Raw genomic sequence first — 22,788 nt, 5'->3', positions numbered from 1 at the left:
ATGCCCGCCGAGGTCAATGAGAGTCTCGCCACGCTGAGCGACCAGCTCATCCTGGCCACCGTCCTGCTGTATCTCGTCGCGATGATCTGCTACGCGCTGGATCTCGCCTTCGGCCGGGCCCGCACGGTCGTGGCCGTACGCCGGCGGCAGCTGGTCGGCGCGGGCGGTCCCGCGGCGCCGGAGGACACGACCGGGGACGCCACGGAGGATTCCGGCCCGCAGCCGGCCACGTGGGCGGTCCGGGCGGGAACGATCGGCGTGGTCCTCACCTGGATCGCGTGGGCCGGCAACCTCGGCGGCATCCTCACCCGTGGCATCGCCGTCGACCGGTGGCCGTGGGCCAACATGTACGAGTTCGTGGTGGCCATCTGCTTCGCCGCCGTCACCGCGTTCCTCGCGCTGCTGATCCGCCAGCCGATCCGCTTCCTCGGTGCGTTCGTGACTGTGACCGCGGCGCTCGGGCTGGGCTTCGCCGTGCTGTTCCTGCACGTCCAGGCGGGCCCGGTGATGCCCGCGCTGCACTCGTACTGGATCGCGATCCACGTCACGGCGGCGATCGTGGCCAGCGGGCTGTTCATCCTGGCGGGCGTCTGCGCGATCCTCTACCTGATCCGCAGGGACGGGCGGCCGTCGGTGCTGCCGAGCAGGGAGGGCCTGGAGCGCGTCGCGCACCGCGCGATCGTCATCGCCTTTCCGATCTGGACCTTCGCCGTCATCGCCGGCGCCCTGTGGGCCGACCGCGCGTGGGGCCGCTACTGGGGCTGGGACCCCAAGGAGGTGTGGGCGTTCGTCACGTGGGTGGTCTACGCCGCCTACCTCCACGCCCGGGCGACGGCCGGGTGGCGCGGCAAGGCCGCGATGATCGTTTCGCTGATCGCCTTCGGCTGCCTGCTGTTCAACCTCATCGGCGTCAACATCTTCTTCTCGGGACTGCACTCCTACGCCGACGTGCCCCAGTAAGACGGGCGGCGCCCGGGGGGCGGGCGGCGTCTGAGGGAGAGGGCGCCCGGGGGAGAGCGCGCCTGGGGAACGGGCGGCGTCTGGGGGGAGGATCAGTCCTCGTCGTGCAGGCGCCGCTCCAGGCTGCGCAGGAACTCGGGGTCGTCGTCGGGGCCGCGGGGCACGTCGGCGCTCTGGGTCCACGAGCCGCCGCCACCCGCCGCGTACATCGCGTACCGGGCACGGGGCCGACCCACGAGGAGCCAGGTCAGTGCGCCCACGTCCGCCAGGAAGATCACGATGAGGACCCACATGAACTTGGGGAGGTTGCGCACGTCCTCCTCGGGGGTCGTGATCACGTCGAACAGGCAGTAGAGCCAGAGGGCAAGCAGCGCCAGACCGATAATCACGCTAGGCATGCCCACACGGTAAGCCATAACGGCGACTGATGGTGTCGGCCTTCGGGGTGACGGGGACAGCCCGGCATCGTACGGTGGACCGGTACACGGCATGCCGGGAACGCTGAGCCTGACAGAGGGGTGCGATGGCGGAGCCGGGCGACAGGGGCCGCCATCGGCGGGGGTCGCGGTGGTGGCAGCGAGGGCCCAACTGGTCCTCCCCCCGCCGCAACGATCTCCCCGAACGCCCTCCCGATCGTGCCGTCGACCGTGCTTCCGACCGTGCTTCCGACCGGGCTTCCGACCGGGCCGCTGACCGGGGCGCCGACCGCACGGCGGAGCGGACACAGGACCGGCCCACGGAATGGCCCACCGAATGGCCCGCGGATCGGCAGCAGGGCCGTCGCGCCCAGTGGGACGCACGACAGCGGGATGCGCGACAGTGGGATACGCGACAGCGGGATACGCGGTGGGGCGCCGACTGGCCCGGATGGCCGCCGGAGCAGCCGGTGGACCGGGTCCACGCCGTGACGGCGCCCGTGGCGGACGACCGGCCGCACTACACCTGGCAGGACTTCGAGCTCGACGACCTCTCGACGCGGGCCGCGCCCCACCCTCCCGACGCGCCCGACCTGCGGGACGGCAGACGGCACTGCGGGCCGCTGGAGCGCATCCTCCACCGCGAGTGGGACGCCGCCGAGGGGCCGCCCTCCGCCGACGCCGTACGGGCCGTGGACAGCCTGGCGAGCCTGCCCGACCAGCTCAAGACCAAGCTCGCCATCGGGCTCGAAGGCGTCTACGTCGGGCGCGGCGGGGTGCCCGACCTGGACGACATGGGCTATCTGCGCGGGGCGCCGCTGCCGTCGGGACGGGCCACCTGGGACATCTGCGCCGGCGCGTACGGCGACCGCAAGATCGTGGTGGGGGACCGGCCGTCGCCCACGCCGGACGTGATGATGCACGAAGTCGGACACGCGCTGGACGACGTGGACGCCGGTCCGGGAGAGTGGGTCTCGGACTCTCCCGAGTTCGCGGCGCTCTACGAGGAGTGCCTGCCGCTGTTCGCGTCGTCGTTTCACCGGCAGCCCGGCGGCCTGGGGTGCAAGGAGTTCTTCGCCGACGCGTTCGCGGCGATCGCGTCCCGGCAGCGTCCGGCCCTGGTCGACATGCTGGGCGGCGACACGCGGGCGGCCCTCAACGTCATGCTCTTCTTCAACCGGCGTTACGGAATCTAGGTGATTCGGATGTACGTGATCCGGCTCGGCGACGGCACGCTGCGCGTGCCCAGGTCACTCACCACCGACGACGGGCGCATCATCGGCAACGCGTACGTGGAGGTCGCGCCCGGCGAGCCGGACTACGAACGCTGGCTGGCGGAGTCGATCACCGAGGAGGAGGACGCCGAGCGGCGGCGCCGCTGGCGTGAGGGCGACGATGCGCTGGAGCAGGCGTTCTTGGCCTTCAAGGCGGAGCAGGACTGACGTACCCGGCAAGGGAGCAGGACAGGCCGGGACGCAGACATGACATGGTGCTGACTTCGGTGACCCTGCGACGTCCGGGTAGCGCGCAGGATCACCTGGTGCTGGTACTCGTCAGACTCGCGGGGAGTCGCCGTTCGGCCGTTCGGCCGTGAGGACGTCCTCACCACGAAGGAGGGCGTGCACTTCCGATTCACGGAATCGCCTGTGCCCCCCGGGGGTACGGATGCTGCTGATACGCCCGGCCGCGGCCCAACGGGTCACGGTCTTCGGGTCTACCCTGAAGAGAGCGGCAACCTCTCCAGGAGTCAGCAGTCGCTCGCTGCTACTCTCCACAATCTCTCCCCCTCGCGTCCCGCGTCCTGCAGCGGGCGGACAGGTAACCAGTGTGCCGAGCGAAGCCTGATTTATCCGTGGTTTTCGGAGAAGATCACGGGTTGTTACCGGCTCAGTGCCCGATTGTTATATGATAGAGCCTCTTTGGGGCGCTCATGGGTGTTTCTTTACAAAAGCGCCTTGTTGTGAACACTAGCAGTGCTCGCAGCAGATGCGAAGAGAGACCGGCGCGTCGGAAGAGTGACGTAACCTCGACGCTGTGCATCCGGTTGTCGTTTACACCCTTTCGCGCCTCGGCCTGTTCGCCGTGGCCCTCGGCGTCCTGTATCTCGTCGGCCTGCGGTCGCTTCCGCTGCTCCTGCTCGCGGTCCTGGTCAGCGGTCTGGCCAGCTATGTGCTTCTGACCAAACAGCGCGACGCGGTGAGCGAGCGCATCGCCGGGAAACGGCGTGAGACGGGGAAGAACTAGGTCGCCGGGAACATGCCGACGCGGGCATGGTACTCATGCCCGAGCTCCGTCGTGTCGCTTCCCACCAAAAGACCTGTCTTTACGGTCAGGAAGGCCTTTACCCCGATACCCCTTTCCCGCGTCGGGTTCCAGCGCAGCGCCCTGCCCGTGACCGGGTCGATCGCCCCGATGCCGGGCCGGCTGACCGCTCCTGGGCCGGCCGTGTCGGCGCCCCGCGGGTTGTCCAGCCAGCGCTGGTGTCCGCCCACGTAAACGGCGGACCCCGTGACCGCGACCGCGTACAGGGAGTCCCCTCCGGTCGGGTTCACCCAGGTGGGCCGGACCGCCTCGCCCTTCGCGTACGTCTCGAACCTGGCGGCGGAGTCGCACAGCTTCGAAGCGCCGCGCACCGGCCCGCCGGTCGTGACGACCACGAAGTAACGACCGTCGGGAGACAGGTCGACCCCCCGCACGTACGACGGGAAGTTCGGCTTGCACGCCGGGGCGTACGCCTCGGTGCGCCAGTCGGCCACCCGCCCGGTGGTCAGGTCGATCACGCCGAGCTGCGGGCGGCGCAGGCCGTCGAGGGTGGAGAACGAGCCGTCCACGACTAAGCGGTCGCGGACGGCCGCCATCGCGTAGATCCGGGGATCGCCGCGCCGCCCGTCGCCGGGAGTGACCGTGAACCGGGGGTCCACCGCCCCGGTCTCGGCGTCCACGCGGGCCAGTGCGGTGCGCGGGCTGCGGCCGATCCTGCTGAAGTCGCCGCCGACGTAGAGCGTGGGGCCCAGCGCGACCAGGCTGGTGACCTCCCCGCCGTAGACGGGGGCGGAGAAATCGTCGACGGGAGCGCCGTCGGACACGCGGAGGCGGGCCAGGCCCCGATAGGGAGCGCCGAAGGCGCCGCCCACGTAGACCGTGCCGCCGGGACCGGCGGCCAGCGCGGCCACCGGCCCGTCGAGGTCCGGCGCGAAGTCGCGCAGGACGCGCCCGGTGTGGAGGTCGAAGGCGAAGATGTTCGCCCGCGGCAGGTCCTCCCCGCCCCGGGCCTCGCGGACCGCGCTGAACTCTCCGCCCACGATGACGGTGCGGCCGACCAGCGCGAACGCGGTGACGATGCCGTCCAGCACGTGCGGAGTGGTGTTCACCGGGTTCTCCGAGACCACGCGGGGCTGCGCCATCCCGGCGGACGCCGGGACGACGGGGACGAGGGCGGCGTATGTGACGAGCGATGCGACTGGGAGTAGTGCGGTGGTGACGCGCATTCCCCAATTTCTAGCAGACGCAGCGTAATCGATGAACTACGTTCCGCTCATCCGGTGGCGGCGATGAGGGGGCATGCCCGTCGCGGCCTAGGCTTGCGTGCATGACGCGCGCATCGCTGGACAAGCAGCCGCACGAGGTCGCCGCGATGTTCGATCGCACGGCCCGGCGCTACGACCTTGTCAACGACGTTCTCTCGCTCGGCCAGGACCGCCTGTGGCGGAAGGCGACCGCGGCGGCGATCGACGCGGGGCCCGGCGAGCTGGTCCTCGACCTCGCGGCGGGCACCGGCACCTCGACCGACACGTTCACCGCGCTCGGGGCGCGGGCGATCGCGTGCGACTTCTCACTCGGCATGCTCCGCACCGGCGTCGAGCGGCGCGGCGGCTCCGGCCTGTACGGCGGGGGCGTGCGCGGCGTGACGTTCGTCGCGGGCGACGCGCTGCGCCTGCCGTTCCGCGACGGGACGTTCGACGCGGTGACGATCTCCTTCGGCCTGCGTAACGTGGCCGACACCGGGCACGCGCTGCGCGAGTTGCTGCGGGTGACCCGTCCGGGCGGGAGGCTGGTGATCTGCGAGTTCTCCCGGCCGACGCCGAAGTCGTTCGACCTTGTCTACTCGCAGTACCTGATGAAGCTGCTGCCGCCGGTGGCCCGGATGGTCAGCTCGAACCCCGACTCCTATGAGTACCTCGCCGAGTCGATCCGGGCCTGGCCCGACCAGGAGGCGCTGGCGGGGATCATCCAGGAGGCCGGCTGGCGGAAGGTGGCCTGGCGCAACCTCACGCTCGGCATCGTGGCCCTGCACCGGGGGGTCAAAGCGTAATGAGACGTACTTGGCCATACCCCTCTGACACTGTGTGCCGGATAGGGGTTAGACTGCGGCGCGACAGTTTGTGAAGTTGTTCACAAAGGCACGAAGGTCTAAACCAATTCGAGGCCTTCCTTCCCTGGAACGGACAGGTCCCCCGTGAGCGAGCAAGCCCGCGTGACGCGGAGAGAGGTCGACACCGACGTCATCGTCGTCGGTGCGGGGCCCGCGGGCGCGACGACGGCCTTCCACCTCGCCCGCGCCGGTCTCGACGTGCTGTTGCTGGAGAAGACGCGCTTCCCACGTGAGAAGGTCTGCGGTGACGGGCTGACCCCGCGTGCGGTGAAGGAACTCGTCGCCATGGGCGTCGACGTCGACGCGCCCGGCTGGGTCAGGAACAAGGGGCTGCGCGTCTACGGCGGCGGCGTGAGCCTCGAACTCGACTGGCCGGAGCTGTCGAGCTACCCCGACTTCGGCCTCGTGCGCACCCGCGCCGACTTCGACCAGATCCTCGCCAGGCACGCCGAGCGCGCGGGCGCCCGGCTGCGCGAGGGCGTGAACGTTACAGGCCCGGTGCTCGACGAGCGCAGCGGCCACGTCGTGGGCGTGACGGCCAAGGCGGACGGCGAGGAGGTGACCTACCGCTCGCGGCTCGTGGTGGCGGCCGACGGCAACTCGACCCGGCTGTCGCTCGCGCTGGGCCTGCACAAGCGCGAGGACCGCCCGATGGGCGTGGCGGTGCGCACCTACTACAAGAGCCCCCGGCACGACGACGACTACCTGGAGACGTGGCTCGAGCTGTGGGACGGCGACCGCCTGCTCCCCGGCTACGGCTGGATCTTCCCCGTCGGCGACGGCACCTCCAACGTCGGCCTCGGGCTGTTGAACACCAGCGATGCGTTCAAGAACATCGACTACCGCGACCTGCTGCGGCGCTGGATGAAGAACACGCCGGCGGAGTGGGGCTTCACCGACGAGAACATGACGGGCCCGATCAGGGGCGCCGCGCTGCCGATGGGCTTCAACCGGCAGCCGCACTACACTCGCGGGCTGGTTCTCGTGGGCGACGCGGGCGGGTCGATCAACCCGTTCAACGGCGAGGGCATCGCGTACGCCATGGAGACCGGCAGGACGGCGGCCGAAGTGATCGTCCAGGCGCTGTCCCGCTCGACGGCCGCCCAGCGTGAGCGCGTGTTACTCGCCTACCCGCGTATCCTCAAAGACGCGCATGGGGGATACTTCACCCTCGGTCGCCTGTTCGTCGAGGCGATCGGGAGGCCGGGAGTGATGAGCTTCGCGACCCGGCACGGGATGCCCCATCCCACCCTGATGAGATTCGCCTTCAAGCTGCTCGCTAATCTCACAGATCGTCGGGGCGACGTCCCCGACCGCATAATCAACGCCCTGTCGAAGGTGGCTCCGCCATCATGACCGAAGCCAGCATGACGCGAACCCGCATGACCGAAGCCCGCGAGACGACGCGCACATCGCCGCCGGCCCCGCAGACGGCGCCACAGGCGGCGGCCGCCCGACCGGCCGCGTTCTCCGGCATTCTCGTGATCGCCCAAATTCACCGAGTTAGCGAGGACATGTAGCCATGGAGCTGTATGTGCCGATCGTGGTGCTCGCGGTCCTCGCGGCGGGATTCGCCGTGTTCTCCGTGAGCATCGCGCCCTTCACCGGGCCGAAGCGCTGGAACCGCGCGAAACTGGACGCCTACGAGTGCGGCATCGAGCCCACTCCGCAGCCGGTCGGCGGCGGGCGCTTCCCGCTGAAGTACATGATCACAGCGATGCTGTTCATCGTGTTCGACATTGAGATCATCTTCCTCTATCCGTGGGCGGTGGCCTTCGACAGACTCGGCGTGTTCGGGCTCGTCGAGATGGTGCTGTTCATCGTCACCGTTCTCGTGGCGTACGCCTATGTCTGGCGGCGTCGCGGCCTCGATTGGGATTAGCCATGGGTCTTGAAGAGAAACTCCCGAGCGGGTTCGTCCTCACCACCGTCGAGCAGGTGGCCGGCTGGGCCCGGAAGAACTCCGTCTGGCCGGCGACCTTCGGTCTCGCCTGCTGCGCCATCGAGCTGATGGCCACCGGCGGCCCGAAGCACGACCTGGCCCGCTTCGGCATGGAGCGCGCCTCCGCCTCGCCGCGGCAGGCGGACCTGATGATCGTGGCCGGCCGGCTGTCGCAGAAGATGGCGCCCGTCCTCCGCCAGATCTACGACCAGATGGCCGAGCCCAAGTGGGTCATCGCGATGGGCGTGTGCGCGTCCAGCGGTGGCATGTTCAACAACTACGCCATCGTGCAGGGCGTGGACCACGTGGTGCCGGTCGACATCTACCTGCCCGGCTGCCCGCCGCGCCCGGAGATGCTGATCGACGCCATCGTGAAGCTGCACGACAAGATTCAGAACATGAAGTTCGGCGCGCACCGTGAGAAGCAGATCGAAGAGCTGGAGCTCCGGGCGATGCGCACGCTGCCGCTGATCGACCAGGGAGCCGGGAAGTGACCACCGAGAACCTGCCCGGGCTGCCCGAGGAGCCCGTCGCCCGCAAGGGCATGTTCGGCGTCAAGGACAGCGGCGACACCTCCGGCTACAACCGCCTGGTCGTCCGCCGCCCGCCCAAGCTGTTCAGCAGCCGGCCGTACGGGTCGTACTTCGACGAGGTGGCCGACGCGCTGGAGCCGACGTTCGCCGACGCCATCGAGCGCGTGGTCGTCGACCGCGGCGAGGCCACCTTCCACGTGCGGCGCGAGCGGCTGGCCGAGGTGATGCGGCACCTGCGTGACGACGCCGCGCTGCGCTTCGAGCTGTCGCTCGGCGTCTCGGGCGTCCACTACCCCGAGGAGACCGGCGCGGAGCTGCACGCCGTCTACCACCTGTGCTCCATCACGCACAACCGGCGCATCCGGGTGGAGGTCTCCTGCCCCGACGCCGACCCGCACATCCCCTCCACGGTTCAGGTCTACCCCACGCACGACTGGCATGAGCGCGAGACGTACGACTTCTTCGGAATCGTCTTCGACGGCCACCCGGCGCTGACCAGGATCGAGATGCCGGACGACTGGGAGGGGCACCCGCAGCGCAAGGACTACCCGCTCGGCGGAATCCCGGTCGAGTACCGCGGCGCCGAGGTCCCCGCGCCGGACCGGAGGAGGTCGTACTCGTGAGCATCAGCGGCGACCTGCACGAGTGGACGAGCGCAGCGAGGAGAGCGTCGTGAGCACCACCGAGACCGCCACCGAGACCCAGGGCCGGATCTACGACGTCGCCGGTCAGGACTGGGACGAGCTGGTCAAGACCGTCAGCGAGTCGTCCGACGAGCGCCTGGTCGTCAACATGGGCCCGCAGCACCCGTCGACCCACGGCGTGCTCCGGCTCGTGCTGACCCTCGACGGCGAGACCGTGACCGACGCCCGCACGGTGATCGGCTACCTGCACACCGGCATCGAGAAGAACATGGAGTTCCGGACGTGGACCCAGGGGGTCACGTTCGTCACCCGCATGGACTATCTCGCGCCGATCTTCAACGAGACCGCCTACTGCATGGGGGTCGAGAAGCTTCTCGGGATCACCGACCGGATCCCGGACCGGGCGCAGGCCATCCGGGTCCTGACGATGGAGCTCACCCGGATCTCCTCGCACCTCGTCGCGATCGCGACGTTCGGCCTGGAGCTGGGCGCGACGACGCCGATGCTGTTCGGCTTCCGCGAGCGCGAGATGGTGCTCGACATCATGGAGTACATCACCGGCCTGCGGATGAACATGGCGTACGTCCGGCCGGGCGGCGTCAGCGTCGACCTGCCGGCCGGTGCGGTCGACAAGATCGGTGAATTCCTCAAGGTCATGCCGGACCGGATCAAGGAGATGCGCAAGCTCCTCGACGCGAACCCGGTCTACACCCGGCGCACCAAGGACGTCGCCTACCTCGACCTGACCGGCTGCATGGCGCTGGGGGTCACCGGGCCCATGCTGCGCGCCGCCGGCCTGCCGTGGGACCTGCGCAAGTCGCAGCCCTACTGCGGCTACGAGACGTACGAGTTCGAGGTGCCGACGCAGAACACCTGCGACGTGTACGGCCGCTATCTCGTCCGGATGGACGAGATGGAGGAGTCGCTCAAGATCATCGAGCAGGTGCTCGACCGGCTGTCGGGCCCGCTCAAGACCGGTCCGGTGATGATCGAGGACAAGAAGATCGGCTGGCCGTCGCAGCTCGCGCTCGGCCCCGACGGCCTCGGCAACTCGCCCGACCACATCGCGCACATCATGGGCAGCTCCATGGAGGCCCTGATCCACCACTTCAAGCTGGTGACCGAGGGCTTCCGGGTGCCGGCCGGCCAGGCGTACGCCTCGGTCGAGTCGCCGCGCGGCGAGCTCGGCGCGCACGTGGTCAGCGACGGCGGCACCCGGCCCTACCGGGTCCACTTCCGCGACCCGTCGTTCACGAACCTGCAGGCGGTGCCCGCGACGTGCGAGGGCGGCATGGTCGCCGACGTCATCGCCGCGGTCGCCTCGATCGACCCGGTCATGGGAGGTGTGGACCGATGAGCGGCGAGCCGACGAGTGAGCGGAGCGGTGGGCCGAGGGCCCAGGCCGCCCGCGTGGCGAATGAGGAGGGGAGCGCGACCATGAGCACGGGTTACGCGCCCGAGGTCCGCGAGCGTCTGGCGACGGACGCCAAGGAGATCATCGGCCGCTACCCCCGGCCGCGTTCGGCGCTGCTGCCGCTGCTGCACCTGGTGCAGTCGGAGGACGGCTACGTCTCCGACGCTGGCCAGGAGTTCTGCGCCGAGATGCTGGGCCTGTCCAAGGCCGAGGTCGTCGGTGTGGCGACCTTCTACACCATGTACAAGCGCGAGCCGTCCGGCGAGTACAACGTCGGCGTCTGCATCAACACGCTGTGCGCGGTCATGGGCGGCGACCAGATCTGGGAAGAGCTCACCGAGCATGTGGGCGTCGGCCACGACGAGACCACCGCGGACGGCAAGATCACGCTGGAGCGGCTGGAGTGCAACGCCGCCTGCGACTTCGCGCCGGTCATGATGGTCAACTGGGAGTTCTTCGACAACCAGACCCCGGAGTCGGCCAAGCAGCTCGTCGACGACCTGCGCGCAGGCACGGAGGTCTCGCCCACCCGGGGCCCGCGCCGGCTGTGCACGTTCAAGGAGGCCTCCCGTGTCCTCGCCGGGCTGCCCGACGGCCAGGCCGGTGACGGCCCGTCGGCCGCCGGCCCGTCCTTGGAGGGCCTGAAGGTCGCCAAGGCCAACGGCTGGGAGGCCCCCAAGGCCGAGGGGAGCGAGAAGTGACCACGCGGAGAGAACCCGACGCAGTGAGCGGAGCGGTCCGCGAGGTACGAGCGGCCCGCGCAGCGAACGAGGAGCGGTGAGCGACCAATGACAACGCTGACGCCTGTTCTCACCAAGAACTGGGACCGGGCCGACTCGTTCACCCTCGACGGGTACGGCGAGTACGCGGCCGCGAAGAAGGCCCTGGGCATGGACCCCGACGCCGTCATCCAGGCGGTGAAGGACTCCGGCCTGCGCGGCCGCGGCGGCGCGGGCTTCCCGACCGGCATGAAGTGGGGCTTCATCCCGCAGGGCGACGGCAAGGCCCACTACCTCGTCGTCAACGCCGACGAGTCGGAGCCGGGGACCTGCAAGGACATCCCGCTCATGATGGCCAACCCGCACGCGCTGGTCGAGGGCGTGATCATCTCGTCCTACGCCATCCGGGCCAACCACGCGTTCATCTACGTCCGCGGCGAGGTGGTCCACGTCATCCGCCGGGTGCAGGCCGCGGTCCAGGAGGCGTACGAGAAGGGCTACCTCGGGACGGACATCTTCGGCTCGGGCTACGACCTCGAACTGGTCGTGCACAGCGGCGCCGGGGCGTACATCTGCGGCGAGGAGACCGCGCTGCTCGACTCGCTGGAGGGCTACCGCGGCCAGCCCCGGCTCAAGCCGCCGTTCCCGGCGGTCGCCGGCCTGTACGCCTCCCCGACCGTGGTCAACAACGTCGAGTCGATCGCGAGCGTGCCGAGCATCATCGCCAACGGCGCCGACTGGTTCGCCGGGATGGGCACCGAGAAGTCCAAGGGCTTCGGCATCTTCTCCCTGTCGGGCCACGTGACCCGGCCGGGCCAGTACGAGGCCCCGCTGGGCATCACGCTGCGCGAGCTGCTCGACATGGCGGGCGGCATCCGCGAGGGCCACGAGCTGAAGTTCTGGACGCCGGGGGGCTCCTCGACGCCGATCTTCACGGCCGAGCACCTCGACGTGCCGCTCGACTTCGAGTCGGTGGGGGCCAAGGGCTCGATGCTGGGCACCCGCGCCCTGCAGATCTTCGACGAGACGACCTGCGTGGTCCGCGCGGTGATGCGGTGGACCGAGTTCTACGCGCACGAGTCCTGCGGCAAGTGCACCCCCTGCCGTGAGGGCACCTTCTGGCTCAAGCAGGTGCTCAGGCGGCTGGAGAAGGGCCAGGGCTCCGAGGAGGACCTGGCCACGATCACCGACATCGCCGACAACATCCTCGGCCGCTCGTTCTGCGCCCTCGGCGACGGCGCGACGAGCCCGATCCACTCGTCGGTGAAGCAGTTCCGCGACGAATACCTCAAGCACTTCGAGATCGGCGGCTGCCCGTTCGATCCCGCCGCTTCCACGGTGTGGGGGTCCAAGTGACAGTTCAGACGACGCAGCCGGAGCAGCCGGTCGTGGACATGGTCAGCCTGACCATCGACGGCTTCCAGATCAGCGTCCCCAAGGGGACATTGATCATCCGGGCCGCGGAGCTGCTGGGGATCCAGATCCCCCGGTTCTGCGACCACCCGCTGCTCTCGCCGGCGGCCAACTGCCGTCAGTGCCTGGTCGACATCCCCGACGCGGGCAACGGCCGCGGCTTTCCCAAGCCGCAGCCGTCCTGCGCGATCGAGGTCGCCGAGGGCATGGTGGTCAACACGCAGCTCACCTCGCCGGTGGCCGAGAAGGCCCAGCGCGGCGTGATGGAGATGCTGCTGCTGAACCACCCGCTCGACTGCCCGGTCTGCGACAAGGGCGGCGAGTGCCCCCTGCAGAACCAGGCCATGTCGAACGGCCAGGGTGAGAGCCGGTTCGTCGAGGAGAAGCGCACGTTCGACAAGCCCGTTCCGCTGTCGAGCGAGGTGCTGCTCGACCGCGAGCGCTGCATCCAGTGCGCGCGCTGCATCCGCTTCTCCGAGCAGATCGCCGGTGACCCGCTCATCGACTTCTTCGAGCGCGGGGCCAAGGAGCAGGTGGGCGTCGCCGACGGCGAGCCGTTCCAGTCCTACTTCTCGGGCAACACCATCCAGATCTGCCCGGTGGGCGCGCTGACCGGCGCGGCCTACCGGTTCCGCTCCCGCCCGTTCGACCTGGTCTCCACGCCGAGCGCGTGCGAGCACTGCGCGTCGGGCTGCTCGCTGCGCACCGACCACCGCCGCGGCAAGGTCACCCGCCGCCTGGCCGGGGACGACCCGCAGGTCAACGAGGAGTGGAACTGCGACAAGGGCCGCTGGGCCTTCACGTACGCCACCGCGCCCGACCGCCTGCGGTCGCCGCTGGTCCGTGACGAGAGCGGCAAGCTCGTCCCGACCTCCTGGCCGGACGCGCTGGCCGTCGCCGCCGAGGGCCTGCTGCGGGCCCGCGGCAAGGCCGGTGTGCTGGTCGGCGGGCGGCTCACGGTCGAGGACGCCTACGCCTACAGCAAGTTCGCCAGGATCGCCCTCGGCACCAACGACATCGACTTCCGCTCCCGCCCGCACTCGGAGGAGGAGACGCGGTTCCTCGCCCACGCCGTGGCCGGCAAGGGCATCGAGGTCTCCTACGCCGACCTGGAGACGGCCCCGGCCGTGCTCCTGGCCGGGTTCGAGCCCGAGGAGGAGTCGCCGATCGTCTTCCTGCGCCTGCGCAAGGCGGCGCGCAAGCGGGGCACGAAGGTCTACTCGCTCGCGCCGTTCGCCACGCCGGGCCTGGCCAAGATGAAGGGCACGCTGATCCGCACGCGGCCCGGCGCCGAGGCCGAGGCGCTCGGCGACCTCATCGGCGGCGACCTGCTGCCCGCGGGGACGATCGTCCTCGCCGGTGAGCGGCTCGCCACCGTCCCCGGCGCCCTGTCCGCGCTCGTACGGCTCACGCAGGCCACGGGCGCCAGGTTCGCCTGGGTGCCGCGCCGGGCCGGTGAGCGCGGCGCGCTGGAGGCGGGCGCCCTGCCGGGGCTGCTGCCGATCGGCCGCCCGGCCGCCGACGAGACCGCCCGCGCGGAGGTCGCCAGGGTGTGGGGCGTCGCCTCGCTGCCCGAGGCGCCCGGCCGCGACACGGCGGGCATCCTCGAGGCCGCGCTGAACGACGAGGTCGACGCACTGGTCGTGGCGGGTGTGGACCCCTACGACCTGCCCGACCCCGCGAGGGCCCTGGCGGCGCTGGAGAACACGCCGTTCATCGTGAGCCTGGAGATCCGCGCCAGCGCGGTCACCGACCGGGCCGACGTGGTCCTGCCGGTCGCCGCGGTGGCCGAGAAGTCCGGGACGTTCGTGGACTGGGAGGGCAGGGGCCGCTCGTTCGGTGTGGCCACGGCCGTGCCCGGTCTGATGAGCGACCTGCGCGCCATCGCCTCGATCGCCGACCAGATGGACGTGCACCTCGGCCTGCCCGAGCCCGCCGCCGCCCGGCGTGAGATGGCCTCGCTAGGCGCCTGGAAGGGCGCCCGCCCGGTCGCGCCCGCGGTCACCGGCCGTCCGGTGCGGGAGCCGCAGGCGGGCGAGGCCGTGCTGGCGACCTGGCACCTGCTGCTCGACGACGGCCGGATGCAGGACGGCGAGCCCTACCTGGCGGGGACCGCCCGCACGGTGGCGGCGCTGCTGTCGGAGGCCACCGCCGCGGAGATCGGCGCGGTGGACGGCGGGAAGATCGCCATCGGCGACGACCTGATCGTCCCGGTGCGGATCGCGGACCTGCCCGACCGGGTCGTGTGGCTGCCGTCCAACTCCGCCGGCCTGTCGGTCACCCGCGACCTGCGCGCGGTGGGCGGCGACATCGTAACGATCGGGAGCGTGTCGTGAACAACGTACCCACGCTGGACGACTTCGGCCATGATCCATTGTGGATCAGCATCATCAAGGCCGTCGCGATCTTCGTGTTCCTGATGCTGGGCGTGCTGATGGGCGTGTGGACCGAGCGCAAGCTCATCTCGCGCATGCAGCACCGCTACGGCCCCAACAGGGCGGGCAAGTTCGGCCTGCTGCAGTCGGTGGCCGACGGCCTGAAAATGGGGCTCAAGGAAGACATCATGCCCCGCACCGTGGACAAGGTGATCTACTTCCTGGCCCCGGTCATCATCGCCGTCCCGGCCTTCCTGGCCTTCTCCGTCGTGCCGTTCGGCCCGATGGTGTGGATGTTCGGCCACAAGACGCCGCTGCAGCTCACCGACCTGCCGGTCGCGGTTCTGCTGGTCCTGGCCACCGCGTCGATCGGCGTCTACGGCGTCGTGCTCGCCGGGTGGGGCTCCCGCTCGCCGTACGCCGTGCTGGGCGGTCTGCGCTCGGCCGCCCAGGTGGTGTCGTACGAGATCGCGATGGGCCTGTCGTTCGTCGCGGTGTTCCTCCAGGCGGGCACACTGTCCACCTCGGAGATCGTGGCGAAGCAGGCGAGCGGCGGCACCTGGGACATCCTGGGGCTGTCCATCCCGGCGCCGTCCTGGTATGTGGTCTCGCTGATCCCGTCCTTCCTGATCTACGCGATCACGATGCTGGGCGAGACGAACCGCGTGCCCTTCGACCTCCCCGAGGGCGAGGGCGAGCTGGTCGGCGGCTTCCACACCGAGTACTCCTCCTCGCTGAAGTTCGCGATGTTCATGCTCGCCGAGTACGTGAACGTCTTCACGGTCTCGGCCATGGCGATCACGTTGTTCTTCGGCGGCTGGCGCGCCCCGTGGCCACTGTCGCTGTGGGACGGCGCGAACTCCGGCTGGTGGCCGATGCTGTGGTTCTTCCTCAAGCTGGTCATCGCGTTCGGCTTCTTCGTCTGGGTCCGCGCCTCGCTGCCGCGTGTCCGGTACGACCAGCTGATGGCCTTCGGGTGGAAGGTGCTGATCCCGGTCAACCTGGCCTGGATCCTGCTGGCCGCCACGTTCAAGGCGCTGCGCATGCCCGAGGCCGACCGGGCGATCATCCTGAGCATCGGCGCGGTCGTCATCATCGGCGCCTTCGCGATCTGGCTGCGGTTCGACACCGTCAACCAGCGTCGCAGGGAGGCCAAGGCGGCCGCGATCGAGGAGGAGTTCGAGCAACTGCGCGAGGAGCCCGCCGCGGGCGGCTTCCCGGTTCCGCCGCTCGACGCTCCGCACTACCACGGAGTCGTGCCCGCCGCGCGTCTCAATTCCGACGCCGCCAAGGAGGTGACCAGTGGGAGCAACTGATTGGCTGAACCCGATCAAGGGATTCGGCGTCACCTTCCACCACATGTTCAAAAAGCCGGTGACCGTCAACTATCCGGAGGAGAAGCGGCCCACCGCGCCGCGTTTCCACGGGAGGCACCAGCTGAACCGGTGGCCCGACGGGCTGGAGAAGTGCGTCGGCTGTGAGCTGTGCGCCTGGGCCTGCCCGGCCGACGCCATCTACGTGGAGGGCGGCGACAACACCGACGAGGAGCGTTTCTCGCCCGGTGAACGGTACGGCCGCGTTTACCAGATCAACTACCTGCGCTGCATCCTCTGCGGGTTGTGCATCGAGGCGTGCCCGACCCGGGCGCTCACGATGACCAACGAGTACGAGCTCGCCGACTCCAGCCGCGAGTCGTTGATCTACACCAAGGAGATGCTCCTCGCACCGCTCGGACCGGGCATGGAGCAGCCGCCTCACCCGATGCGCCTCGGCGAGACCGAAGAGGACTACTACCGGTTGGGTCGAAGCAATGGGTGAGTCCATCACGTTCTGGGTGCTCGCGGTCGTTTCGGTGATCGCCGCGCTCGGACTCGTCTTCAGCCGCAGGGCCGTCTACTCGGCCCTCATGCTCGGCGTGGTCATGCTCTCGCTGGCGGTGCTGTACGCGGTCCAGGACGCTCCGTTCCTGGCCGCGGTGCAGATCATCGTCTACACCGGCGCGGTCATGATGCTGTTCCTGTTCGTGCTCATGCTCGTGGGCGTGGACTCGTCCGACTCCCTCGTGGAGACGATTAGGGGACAGCGGTTCTGGGCGATCCTGGGCGGGCTCGGCTTCGCCGTCCTGCTCGCCCTCGGCATCGGCAACGCGGTCGTCGGCTCGCCCAAGGGGCTGGCCGCCGCCACGCGGTCGGGCAACGTGCCCTCCCTGGCCGAGCTGATCTTCACGCGCCACGTGTTCGCCTTCGAGGTCACCTCGGCGCTGCTGATCACCGCAGCGCTCGGCGCGATGGTGCTCGCGCACCGGGAGCGCGCCGAGGCCAAGCCGACCCAGAAGGACCTGTCCCGGCAGCGCTTCGTCACCTTCGGCAGGACGGGCAAGAACCCGGCGCCGCTGCCCGGCCCCGGCACCTACGCCCGGCACAACGCCATCGACATGCCGGCGCTGCTGCCCGACGGGTCGGTCTCGCCGCTGTCGGTCAACCGGTACATCGCCCGGTACGAGGAGTCCCGGGGCACCCTGTCTCCCGAGGTCGCCCAGGTGCTGGAGCAGGAGGAGGCCGCGCTGCGCGCGGCCGGGCACAGCACGCCCACCGTGACCGAGGAGGTCAGGGACGGCGGCCCCGACACCGAGCCGATGCCCGACGACGGCGACAGTGTCGTGGCGGGCCGGGTCGTCCGCCCGCGCGGTGAGTCTCCGATGGAGTCCCTGAGCGAGGAGGACGGCAAGTGACCACGCACTACCTGGTGCTCTCCGCGCTGCTGTTCGCCATCGGCGGCGTCGGCGTGCTCGTACGGCGCAACGCCATCGTGGTGTTCATGTGCGTCGAGCTCATGCTCAACGCCTGCAACCTGGCGTTCGTCACCTTCGCCCGGCAGAACGGCAACCTCGACGGCCAGCTCATCGCGTTCTTCGTGATGATCGTGGCCGCCGCCGAGGTGGTCATCGGCCTGGCCATCATCGTGACGATCTTCCGAACCCGCAGGTCCGCGTCGGTCGACGACGTCAGCCTGCTGAAGTACTAAGAGGTGGCCGTGGAACCCGCTGAGATCATCCAGCACTCCGGCGGAGCGATCGGAGCAGCCTGGCTCATGATCGCTCTGCCCCTGGTGGGAGCGGCGGTCCTCCTGCTTGGCGGCCGGAGGACCGACAAGTTCGGCCACCTGCTGGGCGTGCTCATGGCCGTCGCGTCCTTCGTGGTGGCGGCGCTGTCGTTCGCGCAGCTGCTCGGCTTCGCTCCCGGTGAGCGCCGCCGCGGGATCGAGCTGTACGACTTCATCCCGGGCCTCGCGAAGGTGGGCCTGCTGGTCGACCCGCTGTCGATCTCGTTCTGCCTGCTGATCACCTTTGTGGGCTCGCTGATCCACATCTACTCGATCGGCTACATGGCGCACGACCCGAACAGGCGGCGGTTCTTCGCCTACCTCAACCTGTTCGTCGCGGCGATGCTCCTGCTGGTGCTGGCCGACAACTACGTGGCCCTGTTCGTCGGCTGGGAGGGCGTCGGCCTCGCGTCGTACCTGCTGATCGGGTTCTGGCAGCACAAGCCCTCGGCGGCGACCGCGGCCAAGAAGGCGTTCATCGTCAACCGCGTCGGCGACTTCGGCCTGCTGATCGGCATCTTCACGATCTTCGCGACGTTCCACACGCTGGCCTTCAACGACGTCCTCGCGAACGCCGACAAGGCGTCCTCGGGCACGCTCACCGCGATCGGCCTGCTGCTGCTGGTCGGCGCCTGCGGCAAGTCGGCGCAGCTCCCGCTGCAGTCCTGGCTTCTCGACGCGATGGAGGGCCCGACCCCGGTCTCGGCCCTCATCCACGCCGCGACCATGGTCACCGCCGGCGTCTACCTGATCGTCCGGTCCGGCCCGATCTTCCAGGGCGCCGGGACCGCGCAGCTCGTGGTGACGATCGTCGGCGTCGCGACGCTGCTCGCCGGTGCGATCATCGGTACCGCCAAGGACGACATCAAGAAGGCCCTGGCCGGTTCGACGATGTCGCAGATCGGCTACATGGTGCTCGCCGCGGGCATCGGCCCGGCGGGCTACGCCTTCGCGATCGCCCACCTGATCACGCACGGCTTCTTCAAGGCCGACATGTTCCTCGGCGCGGGCTCGGTCATGCACGCCATGAACGACGAGGTCGATATGCGCAAGTACGGCGCGCTGCGCAAGGTCATGCCGGTCACGTTCGTGACGTTCCTCGTCGGCTACCTGGCGATCATCGGGTTCCCGCTGCTGTCCGGCTACTTCACCAAGGACGGCATCATCGAGACCGTGATGGAGCACAACGCCGTCCTCGGCTGGCTGGCCGTGCTCGGCGCGGGCATCACCGGCTTCTACATGTCGCGCCTGGTGTTCATGACGTTCTTCGGCGCCAAGCGCTGGGAGCCCACGGCCCACCCGCACGAGTCGCCCGCCGTCATGACCTGGCCGCTGATCATCCTGTCGGTCGGCGCGATCGGCCTGGGCGGCTTCCTGGTGCTGGGCAACCGGTTCATGACCTTCCTGTCGCCGGCCGTCGGCGCGCCGGAGGAGATGCCGTCGTTCCACCCGTTCAGCCTCACCGGTCTGGTCACGCTCGCGCTCGTCGCGATCGGCGCGGCCCTCGCCTGGGCCAAGTACGGCAGGGCCGAGGTGCCCGCGGTCGCCCCGCGCGGCTCCTTCCTCACCGCCTTCGCCCGTCGTGACCTGTACGGCGACGCCCTGAACGAGGCGCTGTTCATGCGCCCCGGCCAGTGGCTGACCCGCCTGGCCGTGTTCTTCGACAACCGCGGCGTGGACGGCCTCGTGAACGGCCTGGCCGCCGGCATCGGCGGCACGTCCGGGCGACTGCGCAGGGTCCAGACCGGGTTCGTCCGCTCGTACGCGCTGTCGATATTCCTGGGCGCCGCCATCCTGGCCGGTGCCTGGCTCGTCGTAGGGAACCTGTGATGCCCTGGCTTTCAACCCTGATGGGCGTGTCCGTACTCGGCGCGCTGGGCGTGACCCTTGTCCGCAACGACAAGCTCGCCAAGCAGTTCACCCTCGTGGTGTCGCTGATCGTGCTGGCGCTGACCGTCGCCATGGCGGTCCAGTTCAGCCCGAACGGCGACAAGTTCCAGTTCGCCGAGACGCACGACTGGATCCCCGCGTTCGGCGTGCACTACGGCGTCGCCGTGGACGGCATCGCCCTGGTGCTGATCCTGCTGTCGGTGATCCTCGTGCCGATCGTGGTGCTCGCCTCCTGGCACGACGCCGAGGCCGGCAAGCGCTCGGTCCGGACGTACTTCTCACTGCTGCTGGTGCTCGAGGCCATGATGATCGGCGTCTTCGCGGCGACCGACGTCTTCCTCTTCTACGTCTTCTTCGAAGCCATGCTGATCCCGATGTACTTCATGATCGGGTCGTACGGCGGGGCGCAGCGGTCGTACGCGGCCGTGAAGTTCCTGCTGTACTCGCTGTTCGGCGGGCTCCTGATGCTGGTGGCGGTGATCGCGCTCTACTCGATCGCCGGCAAGGGCACGTTCATGTTCTCCGACCTGGTCGGGACCATCCAGGACGTGACGACGCAGAAGTGGCTGTTCCTCGGCTTCTTCATCGCCTTCGCGATCAAGGCGCCGCTGTGGCCGTTCCACACCTGGCTGCCCGACGCCGCCGCCCAGGCCCCGGCCGGCGCGGCCGTCCTGCTCGTCGGCGTGCTGGACAAGGTCGGCACGTACGGCATGCTGCGCTTCTGCCTTGAGCTCTTCCCCGACGCCGCGAAGTTCTTCACGCCGTTGGTCATCGTGCTGTCGGTGATCGGCATCGTGTACGGCGCGATCGTGGCCATCGGGCAGACCGACATGAAGCGGCTCATCGCGTACACCTCGGTGTCGCACTTCGGCTTCATCGCGTTGGGTGTGTTCGCGATGACCACCAGCGCGGGCTCGGGCGCCACGCTCTACATGGTCAACCACGGCTTCTCGACCGGCGCGCTGTTCCTGATCGTGGGCTTCCTCGTCTACCGCAGGGGCTCGCACTTCATCGCCGACTACGGCGGTGTGCAGAAGGTGGCGCCGATCCTCGCCGGGACGTTCCTGGTGGCGGGTCTGTCCAGCCTCTCGCTGCCCGGTCTCAGCACGTTCGTCAGCGAGTTCATGGTGCTGACCGGCACCTACCAGCGCTACGTCGTCCCGGCCGTGATCGCGACGGTCGGCGTCATCCTCGCCGCGATCTACATCCTGTGGATGTACCAGCGGACGATGAACGGCCCGACGGCCGAGTCGGTCAAGTCGCTGCCCGACCTCAACGCCAGGGAGAAGTGGGTGGTGGCGCCGCTCGTCGCGCTGCTGCTGGTGTTCGGCTTCTATCCCAAGCCGCTGCTCGACGTGATCAATCCCGCCGTGAAGGACACGCTGTCGAGCGTCTCCGTCACGGACCCGAAGCCGGCCGTACCCGTTGCTCAGGAGGGCCAGTAGTGAACGGCACCATTCAGGCGCCGAGTATCGAGTACGCCCTGCTGGCGCCGGTACTCGTCGTCTTCGGCGCGGCGATCGTCGGCGTGCTGGTGGAGGCATTCGCCCCGCGCTACCTGCGCTCGGCGATCCACCTGCCGCTCACGTTGCTGTCGCTGGCCGGCGCGTTCGCGCTGGCCGTGTGGCAGGCGGTCAAGGGTGTGCCCACCAAGCCCGCCGCGATGGGCGCGGTGGCCGTGGACGGCCCGGCCCTGTTCATCTGGGGCACGATCCTCATCCTCGCCTTCGTGAGCGTGCTGCTCATCAAGGACGAGGAGCACTTCGTCGGCTCCGCGGCGGCCGTGCCCGGCTCGGCCGAGGAGGAGCAGTCGCTCGTCGAGCGGGCCGCGCACACCGAGGTCTATCCGCTGGTGCTGTTCGCGGTCGGCGGCATGCTGCTGTTCCCCGCGGCCAACGACCTGCTCGTGGCGTTCGTCGCCCTCGAGGTCATGTCGCTGCCGCTCTACCTGCTGTGCGGCCTGGCCCGGCGCCGCCGCCTGCTGTCGCAGGAGGCCGCGGTCAAGTACTTCCTGCTCGGCGCGTTCTCCTCGGCCTTCTTCCTGTACGGCACGGCCCTGCTGTACGGCTTCGCGGGGTCGGTCGACCTCGCGAAGATCAACCAGGCGCTGGGGGCGGTCGGCGGCCAGGACACGCTGCTCTACATCGGCGCGGCCATGCTCGGCGTCGGCCTGCTGTTCAAGATCGGTGCCGCGCCGTTCCAGGCGTGGAAGCCGGACGTCTACCAGGGCGCGCCCACGCCCATCACCGCGCTGATGGCCTCCGGCACGCTGGTCGCCGCCTTCGGCGCGCTGCTGCGGGTGTTCTGGGTGGGCCTCGGCGGTCTCGACTGGGACTGGCGCCCGGTGCTCTACGGTGTGGCGATTCTCACGATGGTGGTCGGCGCGATCCTCGCGATCACGCAGACCGACATCAAGCGGATGCTGGCCTACTCGTCCATCGCGCACGGCGGCTTCCTGCTCATCGGCGTCATCGCCACCGGCCAAACCCAGGCGGAGAACACCTCGGCCCTGTCCGGTCTGCTGTTCTACCTGGTGGCGTACGGCTTCACCACGGTCGGCGCGTTCGCCATCGTCACGATGGTGCGCGACCCGGGCGGTGAGGCGTGGCACCTGTCCCGCTGGGCCGGGCTGGGCAAGCGCTCGCCGCTGCTGGCCGGGACGTTCGCCTTCTTCCTGCTGGCCTTCGCCGGCATCCCGCTGACCAGCGGGTTCTTCGGGAAGTACGCCATCTTCCAGGCGGCCGTCGCCAACGGCGCCATGCCGCTGGTCATCATCGGTGTGGTGGCCTCGGCGATCGCCGCGTTCTTCTACGTCCGGGTGATCGTGCTGATGTTCTTCAGCGACCCGGCCGCCGACGGCCCGTCCGTCGTGCTGCCCTCGCGGGGGACCGCGGCTGTGGTCGGTATCGCGGCATTGGCTACCGTAGTTCTCGGGGTGTACCCCCAGCCTGTGCTGGACCTCGCGCACACGGCTGCACAATCCCTGTTCGTCCGATAGGAGATCTCCG

Annotated in this window: 24 protein-coding genes; 21 read left to right on the top strand and 3 right to left on the bottom strand. The window is 69.5% G+C overall.

The genetic code is table 11. The features are described 5' to 3' along the window. Entirely contained in the window at positions 1–960 is a 960-nt protein-coding gene (gene ccsB / locus FLX07_RS01410; RefSeq protein WP_142567583.1) for a c-type cytochrome biogenesis protein CcsB, read from the top strand. A 92-nt stretch (positions 961–1,052) separates the two neighbouring features. Here ccsB and FLX07_RS01405 read toward each other — a convergent pair whose 3' ends face one another. Beyond that, entirely contained in the window at positions 1,053–1,358 is a 306-nt protein-coding gene (locus tag FLX07_RS01405; RefSeq protein ID WP_167748073.1) for a PLD nuclease N-terminal domain-containing protein, read from the bottom strand. Between the two features lie 488 nt (positions 1,359–1,846). On the opposite strand from FLX07_RS01405, the gene FLX07_RS01400 reads away from it, so the two are divergent. Continuing rightward, positions 1,847–2,572, top strand: coding sequence for a hypothetical protein (locus tag FLX07_RS01400; RefSeq protein WP_142567581.1), 726 nt, complete (start codon positions 1,847–1,849; stop codon positions 2,570–2,572). A 9-nt stretch (positions 2,573–2,581) separates the two neighbouring features. Then, a complete protein-coding gene (locus FLX07_RS01395) occupies positions 2,582–2,818 on the top strand; it encodes a hypothetical protein (RefSeq protein ID WP_142567580.1) in 237 nt (78 codons plus the stop codon). A 111-nt stretch (positions 2,819–2,929) separates the two neighbouring features. Here the strand turns inward: FLX07_RS01395 and FLX07_RS01390 are convergent, their stop codons facing one another. Then, the gene (locus tag FLX07_RS01390) at positions 2,930–3,151 is read right to left on the bottom strand and encodes a BldC family transcriptional regulator (protein WP_079315524.1); all 222 of its coding nucleotides are present in this window, start codon (positions 3,149–3,151) and stop codon (positions 2,930–2,932) included. A gap of 259 nt (positions 3,152–3,410) precedes the next feature. Here FLX07_RS01390 and FLX07_RS01385 point away from each other — a divergent pair, with 259 nt between their 5' ends. Continuing rightward, the gene (locus FLX07_RS01385) at positions 3,411–3,620 is read left to right on the top strand and encodes a DUF4229 domain-containing protein (RefSeq protein ID WP_142567579.1); all 210 of its coding nucleotides are present in this window, start codon (positions 3,411–3,413) and stop codon (positions 3,618–3,620) included. Here the strand turns inward: FLX07_RS01385 and FLX07_RS01380 are convergent. Then, positions 3,617–4,864 carry a hypothetical protein gene (locus tag FLX07_RS01380; RefSeq protein WP_223852886.1) on the bottom strand — a complete coding sequence of 416 codons (1,248 nt, stop codon included), beginning with the start codon at positions 4,862–4,864 and terminating at the stop codon, positions 3,617–3,619. The genes FLX07_RS01385 and FLX07_RS01380 overlap by 4 nt on opposite strands. 101 nt (positions 4,865–4,965) lie before the next feature. Between FLX07_RS01380 and FLX07_RS01375 the strand changes: the two genes are divergently transcribed. From FLX07_RS01375 to nuoN, 17 genes are all read left to right on the top strand, one after another. Beyond that, complete coding sequence (locus tag FLX07_RS01375) at positions 4,966–5,688, top strand: demethylmenaquinone methyltransferase (protein WP_142567578.1); 723 nt, start codon at positions 4,966–4,968, stop codon at positions 5,686–5,688. 162 nt (positions 5,689–5,850) lie between these two features. Next, positions 5,851–7,104, top strand: a complete 1,254-nt coding sequence (locus FLX07_RS01370; protein ID WP_208762024.1) for a geranylgeranyl reductase family protein — start codon at positions 5,851–5,853, stop codon at positions 7,102–7,104. Further along, on the top strand, positions 7,101–7,268 hold the full coding sequence (locus FLX07_RS36230; protein WP_167748072.1) for a hypothetical protein: 168 nt from the start codon (positions 7,101–7,103) through the stop codon (positions 7,266–7,268). Before FLX07_RS01370 ends, FLX07_RS36230 begins: the two co-directional genes overlap by 4 nt. A gap of 2 nt (positions 7,269–7,270) precedes the next feature. Next, the gene (locus FLX07_RS01365) at positions 7,271–7,630 is read left to right on the top strand and encodes an NADH-quinone oxidoreductase subunit A (RefSeq protein WP_142567576.1); all 360 of its coding nucleotides are present in this window, start codon (positions 7,271–7,273) and stop codon (positions 7,628–7,630) included. A 2-nt stretch (positions 7,631–7,632) separates the two neighbouring features. Further along, the gene (locus FLX07_RS01360; protein ID WP_142567575.1) at positions 7,633–8,184 is read left to right on the top strand and encodes a NuoB/complex I 20 kDa subunit family protein; all 552 of its coding nucleotides are present in this window, start codon (positions 7,633–7,635) and stop codon (positions 8,182–8,184) included. Continuing rightward, on the top strand, positions 8,181–8,846 hold the full coding sequence (locus tag FLX07_RS01355) for an NADH-quinone oxidoreductase subunit C (protein ID WP_142567574.1): 666 nt from the start codon (positions 8,181–8,183) through the stop codon (positions 8,844–8,846). The genes FLX07_RS01360 and FLX07_RS01355 overlap by 4 nt, the downstream gene beginning before the upstream one ends. 49 nt (positions 8,847–8,895) lie before the next feature. Further along, a complete protein-coding gene (locus tag FLX07_RS01350; RefSeq protein ID WP_142567573.1) occupies positions 8,896–10,224 on the top strand; it encodes an NADH-quinone oxidoreductase subunit D in 1,329 nt (442 codons plus the stop codon). A 53-nt stretch (positions 10,225–10,277) separates the two neighbouring features. Further along, on the top strand, positions 10,278–10,982 hold the full coding sequence (gene nuoE, locus FLX07_RS01345; RefSeq protein WP_268239432.1) for an NADH-quinone oxidoreductase subunit NuoE: 705 nt from the start codon (positions 10,278–10,280) through the stop codon (positions 10,980–10,982). Positions 10,983–11,069: 87 nt separating this feature from the next. After that, entirely contained in the window at positions 11,070–12,356 is a 1,287-nt protein-coding gene (nuoF, locus tag FLX07_RS01340; protein WP_142567571.1) for an NADH-quinone oxidoreductase subunit NuoF, read from the top strand. After that, positions 12,353–14,749, top strand: coding sequence for an NADH-quinone oxidoreductase subunit G (locus FLX07_RS01335; protein ID WP_142567570.1), 2,397 nt, complete (start codon positions 12,353–12,355; stop codon positions 14,747–14,749). Before nuoF ends, FLX07_RS01335 begins: the two co-directional genes overlap by 4 nt. After that, positions 14,746–16,104 (top strand): NADH-quinone oxidoreductase subunit NuoH, encoded by a 1,359-nt coding sequence (gene nuoH / locus FLX07_RS01330; RefSeq protein WP_142567569.1) that lies wholly within the window; start codon positions 14,746–14,748, stop codon positions 16,102–16,104. The genes FLX07_RS01335 and nuoH overlap by 4 nt, the downstream gene beginning before the upstream one ends. Further along, on the top strand, positions 16,091–16,606 hold the full coding sequence (gene nuoI, locus FLX07_RS01325; protein ID WP_139574090.1) for an NADH-quinone oxidoreductase subunit NuoI: 516 nt from the start codon (positions 16,091–16,093) through the stop codon (positions 16,604–16,606). Before nuoH ends, nuoI begins: the two co-directional genes overlap by 14 nt. Then, a complete protein-coding gene (locus tag FLX07_RS01320; RefSeq protein WP_142567568.1) occupies positions 16,599–17,519 on the top strand; it encodes an NADH-quinone oxidoreductase subunit J in 921 nt (306 codons plus the stop codon). The genes nuoI and FLX07_RS01320 overlap by 8 nt, the downstream gene beginning before the upstream one ends. Next, on the top strand, positions 17,516–17,812 hold the full coding sequence (nuoK, locus tag FLX07_RS01315) for an NADH-quinone oxidoreductase subunit NuoK (RefSeq protein ID WP_030506864.1): 297 nt from the start codon (positions 17,516–17,518) through the stop codon (positions 17,810–17,812). The genes FLX07_RS01320 and nuoK overlap by 4 nt, the downstream gene beginning before the upstream one ends. 66 nt (positions 17,813–17,878) lie before the next feature. Continuing rightward, positions 17,879–19,720, top strand: a complete 1,842-nt coding sequence (gene nuoL / locus FLX07_RS01310; RefSeq protein WP_142568067.1) for an NADH-quinone oxidoreductase subunit L — start codon at positions 17,879–17,881, stop codon at positions 19,718–19,720. Next, positions 19,720–21,225: an NADH-quinone oxidoreductase subunit M gene (locus tag FLX07_RS01305; RefSeq protein ID WP_142567567.1), complete on the top strand. Its 1,506-nt coding sequence runs from the start codon at positions 19,720–19,722 to the stop codon at positions 21,223–21,225. The genes nuoL and FLX07_RS01305 overlap by 1 nt, the downstream gene beginning before the upstream one ends. Further along, positions 21,225–22,778 (top strand): NADH-quinone oxidoreductase subunit NuoN, encoded by a 1,554-nt coding sequence (gene nuoN, locus FLX07_RS01300; RefSeq protein ID WP_142567566.1) that lies wholly within the window; start codon positions 21,225–21,227, stop codon positions 22,776–22,778. The genes FLX07_RS01305 and nuoN overlap by 1 nt, the downstream gene beginning before the upstream one ends. Positions 22,779–22,788: the final 10 nt, after the last annotated feature.

Source organism: Microbispora bryophytorum, from assembly GCF_006874465.1.
Classification (GTDB): Bacteria; Actinomycetota; Actinomycetes; order Streptosporangiales; family Streptosporangiaceae; genus Microbispora; species Microbispora bryophytorum.
This window is presented reverse-complemented; position numbering and strand designations above follow the sequence as displayed.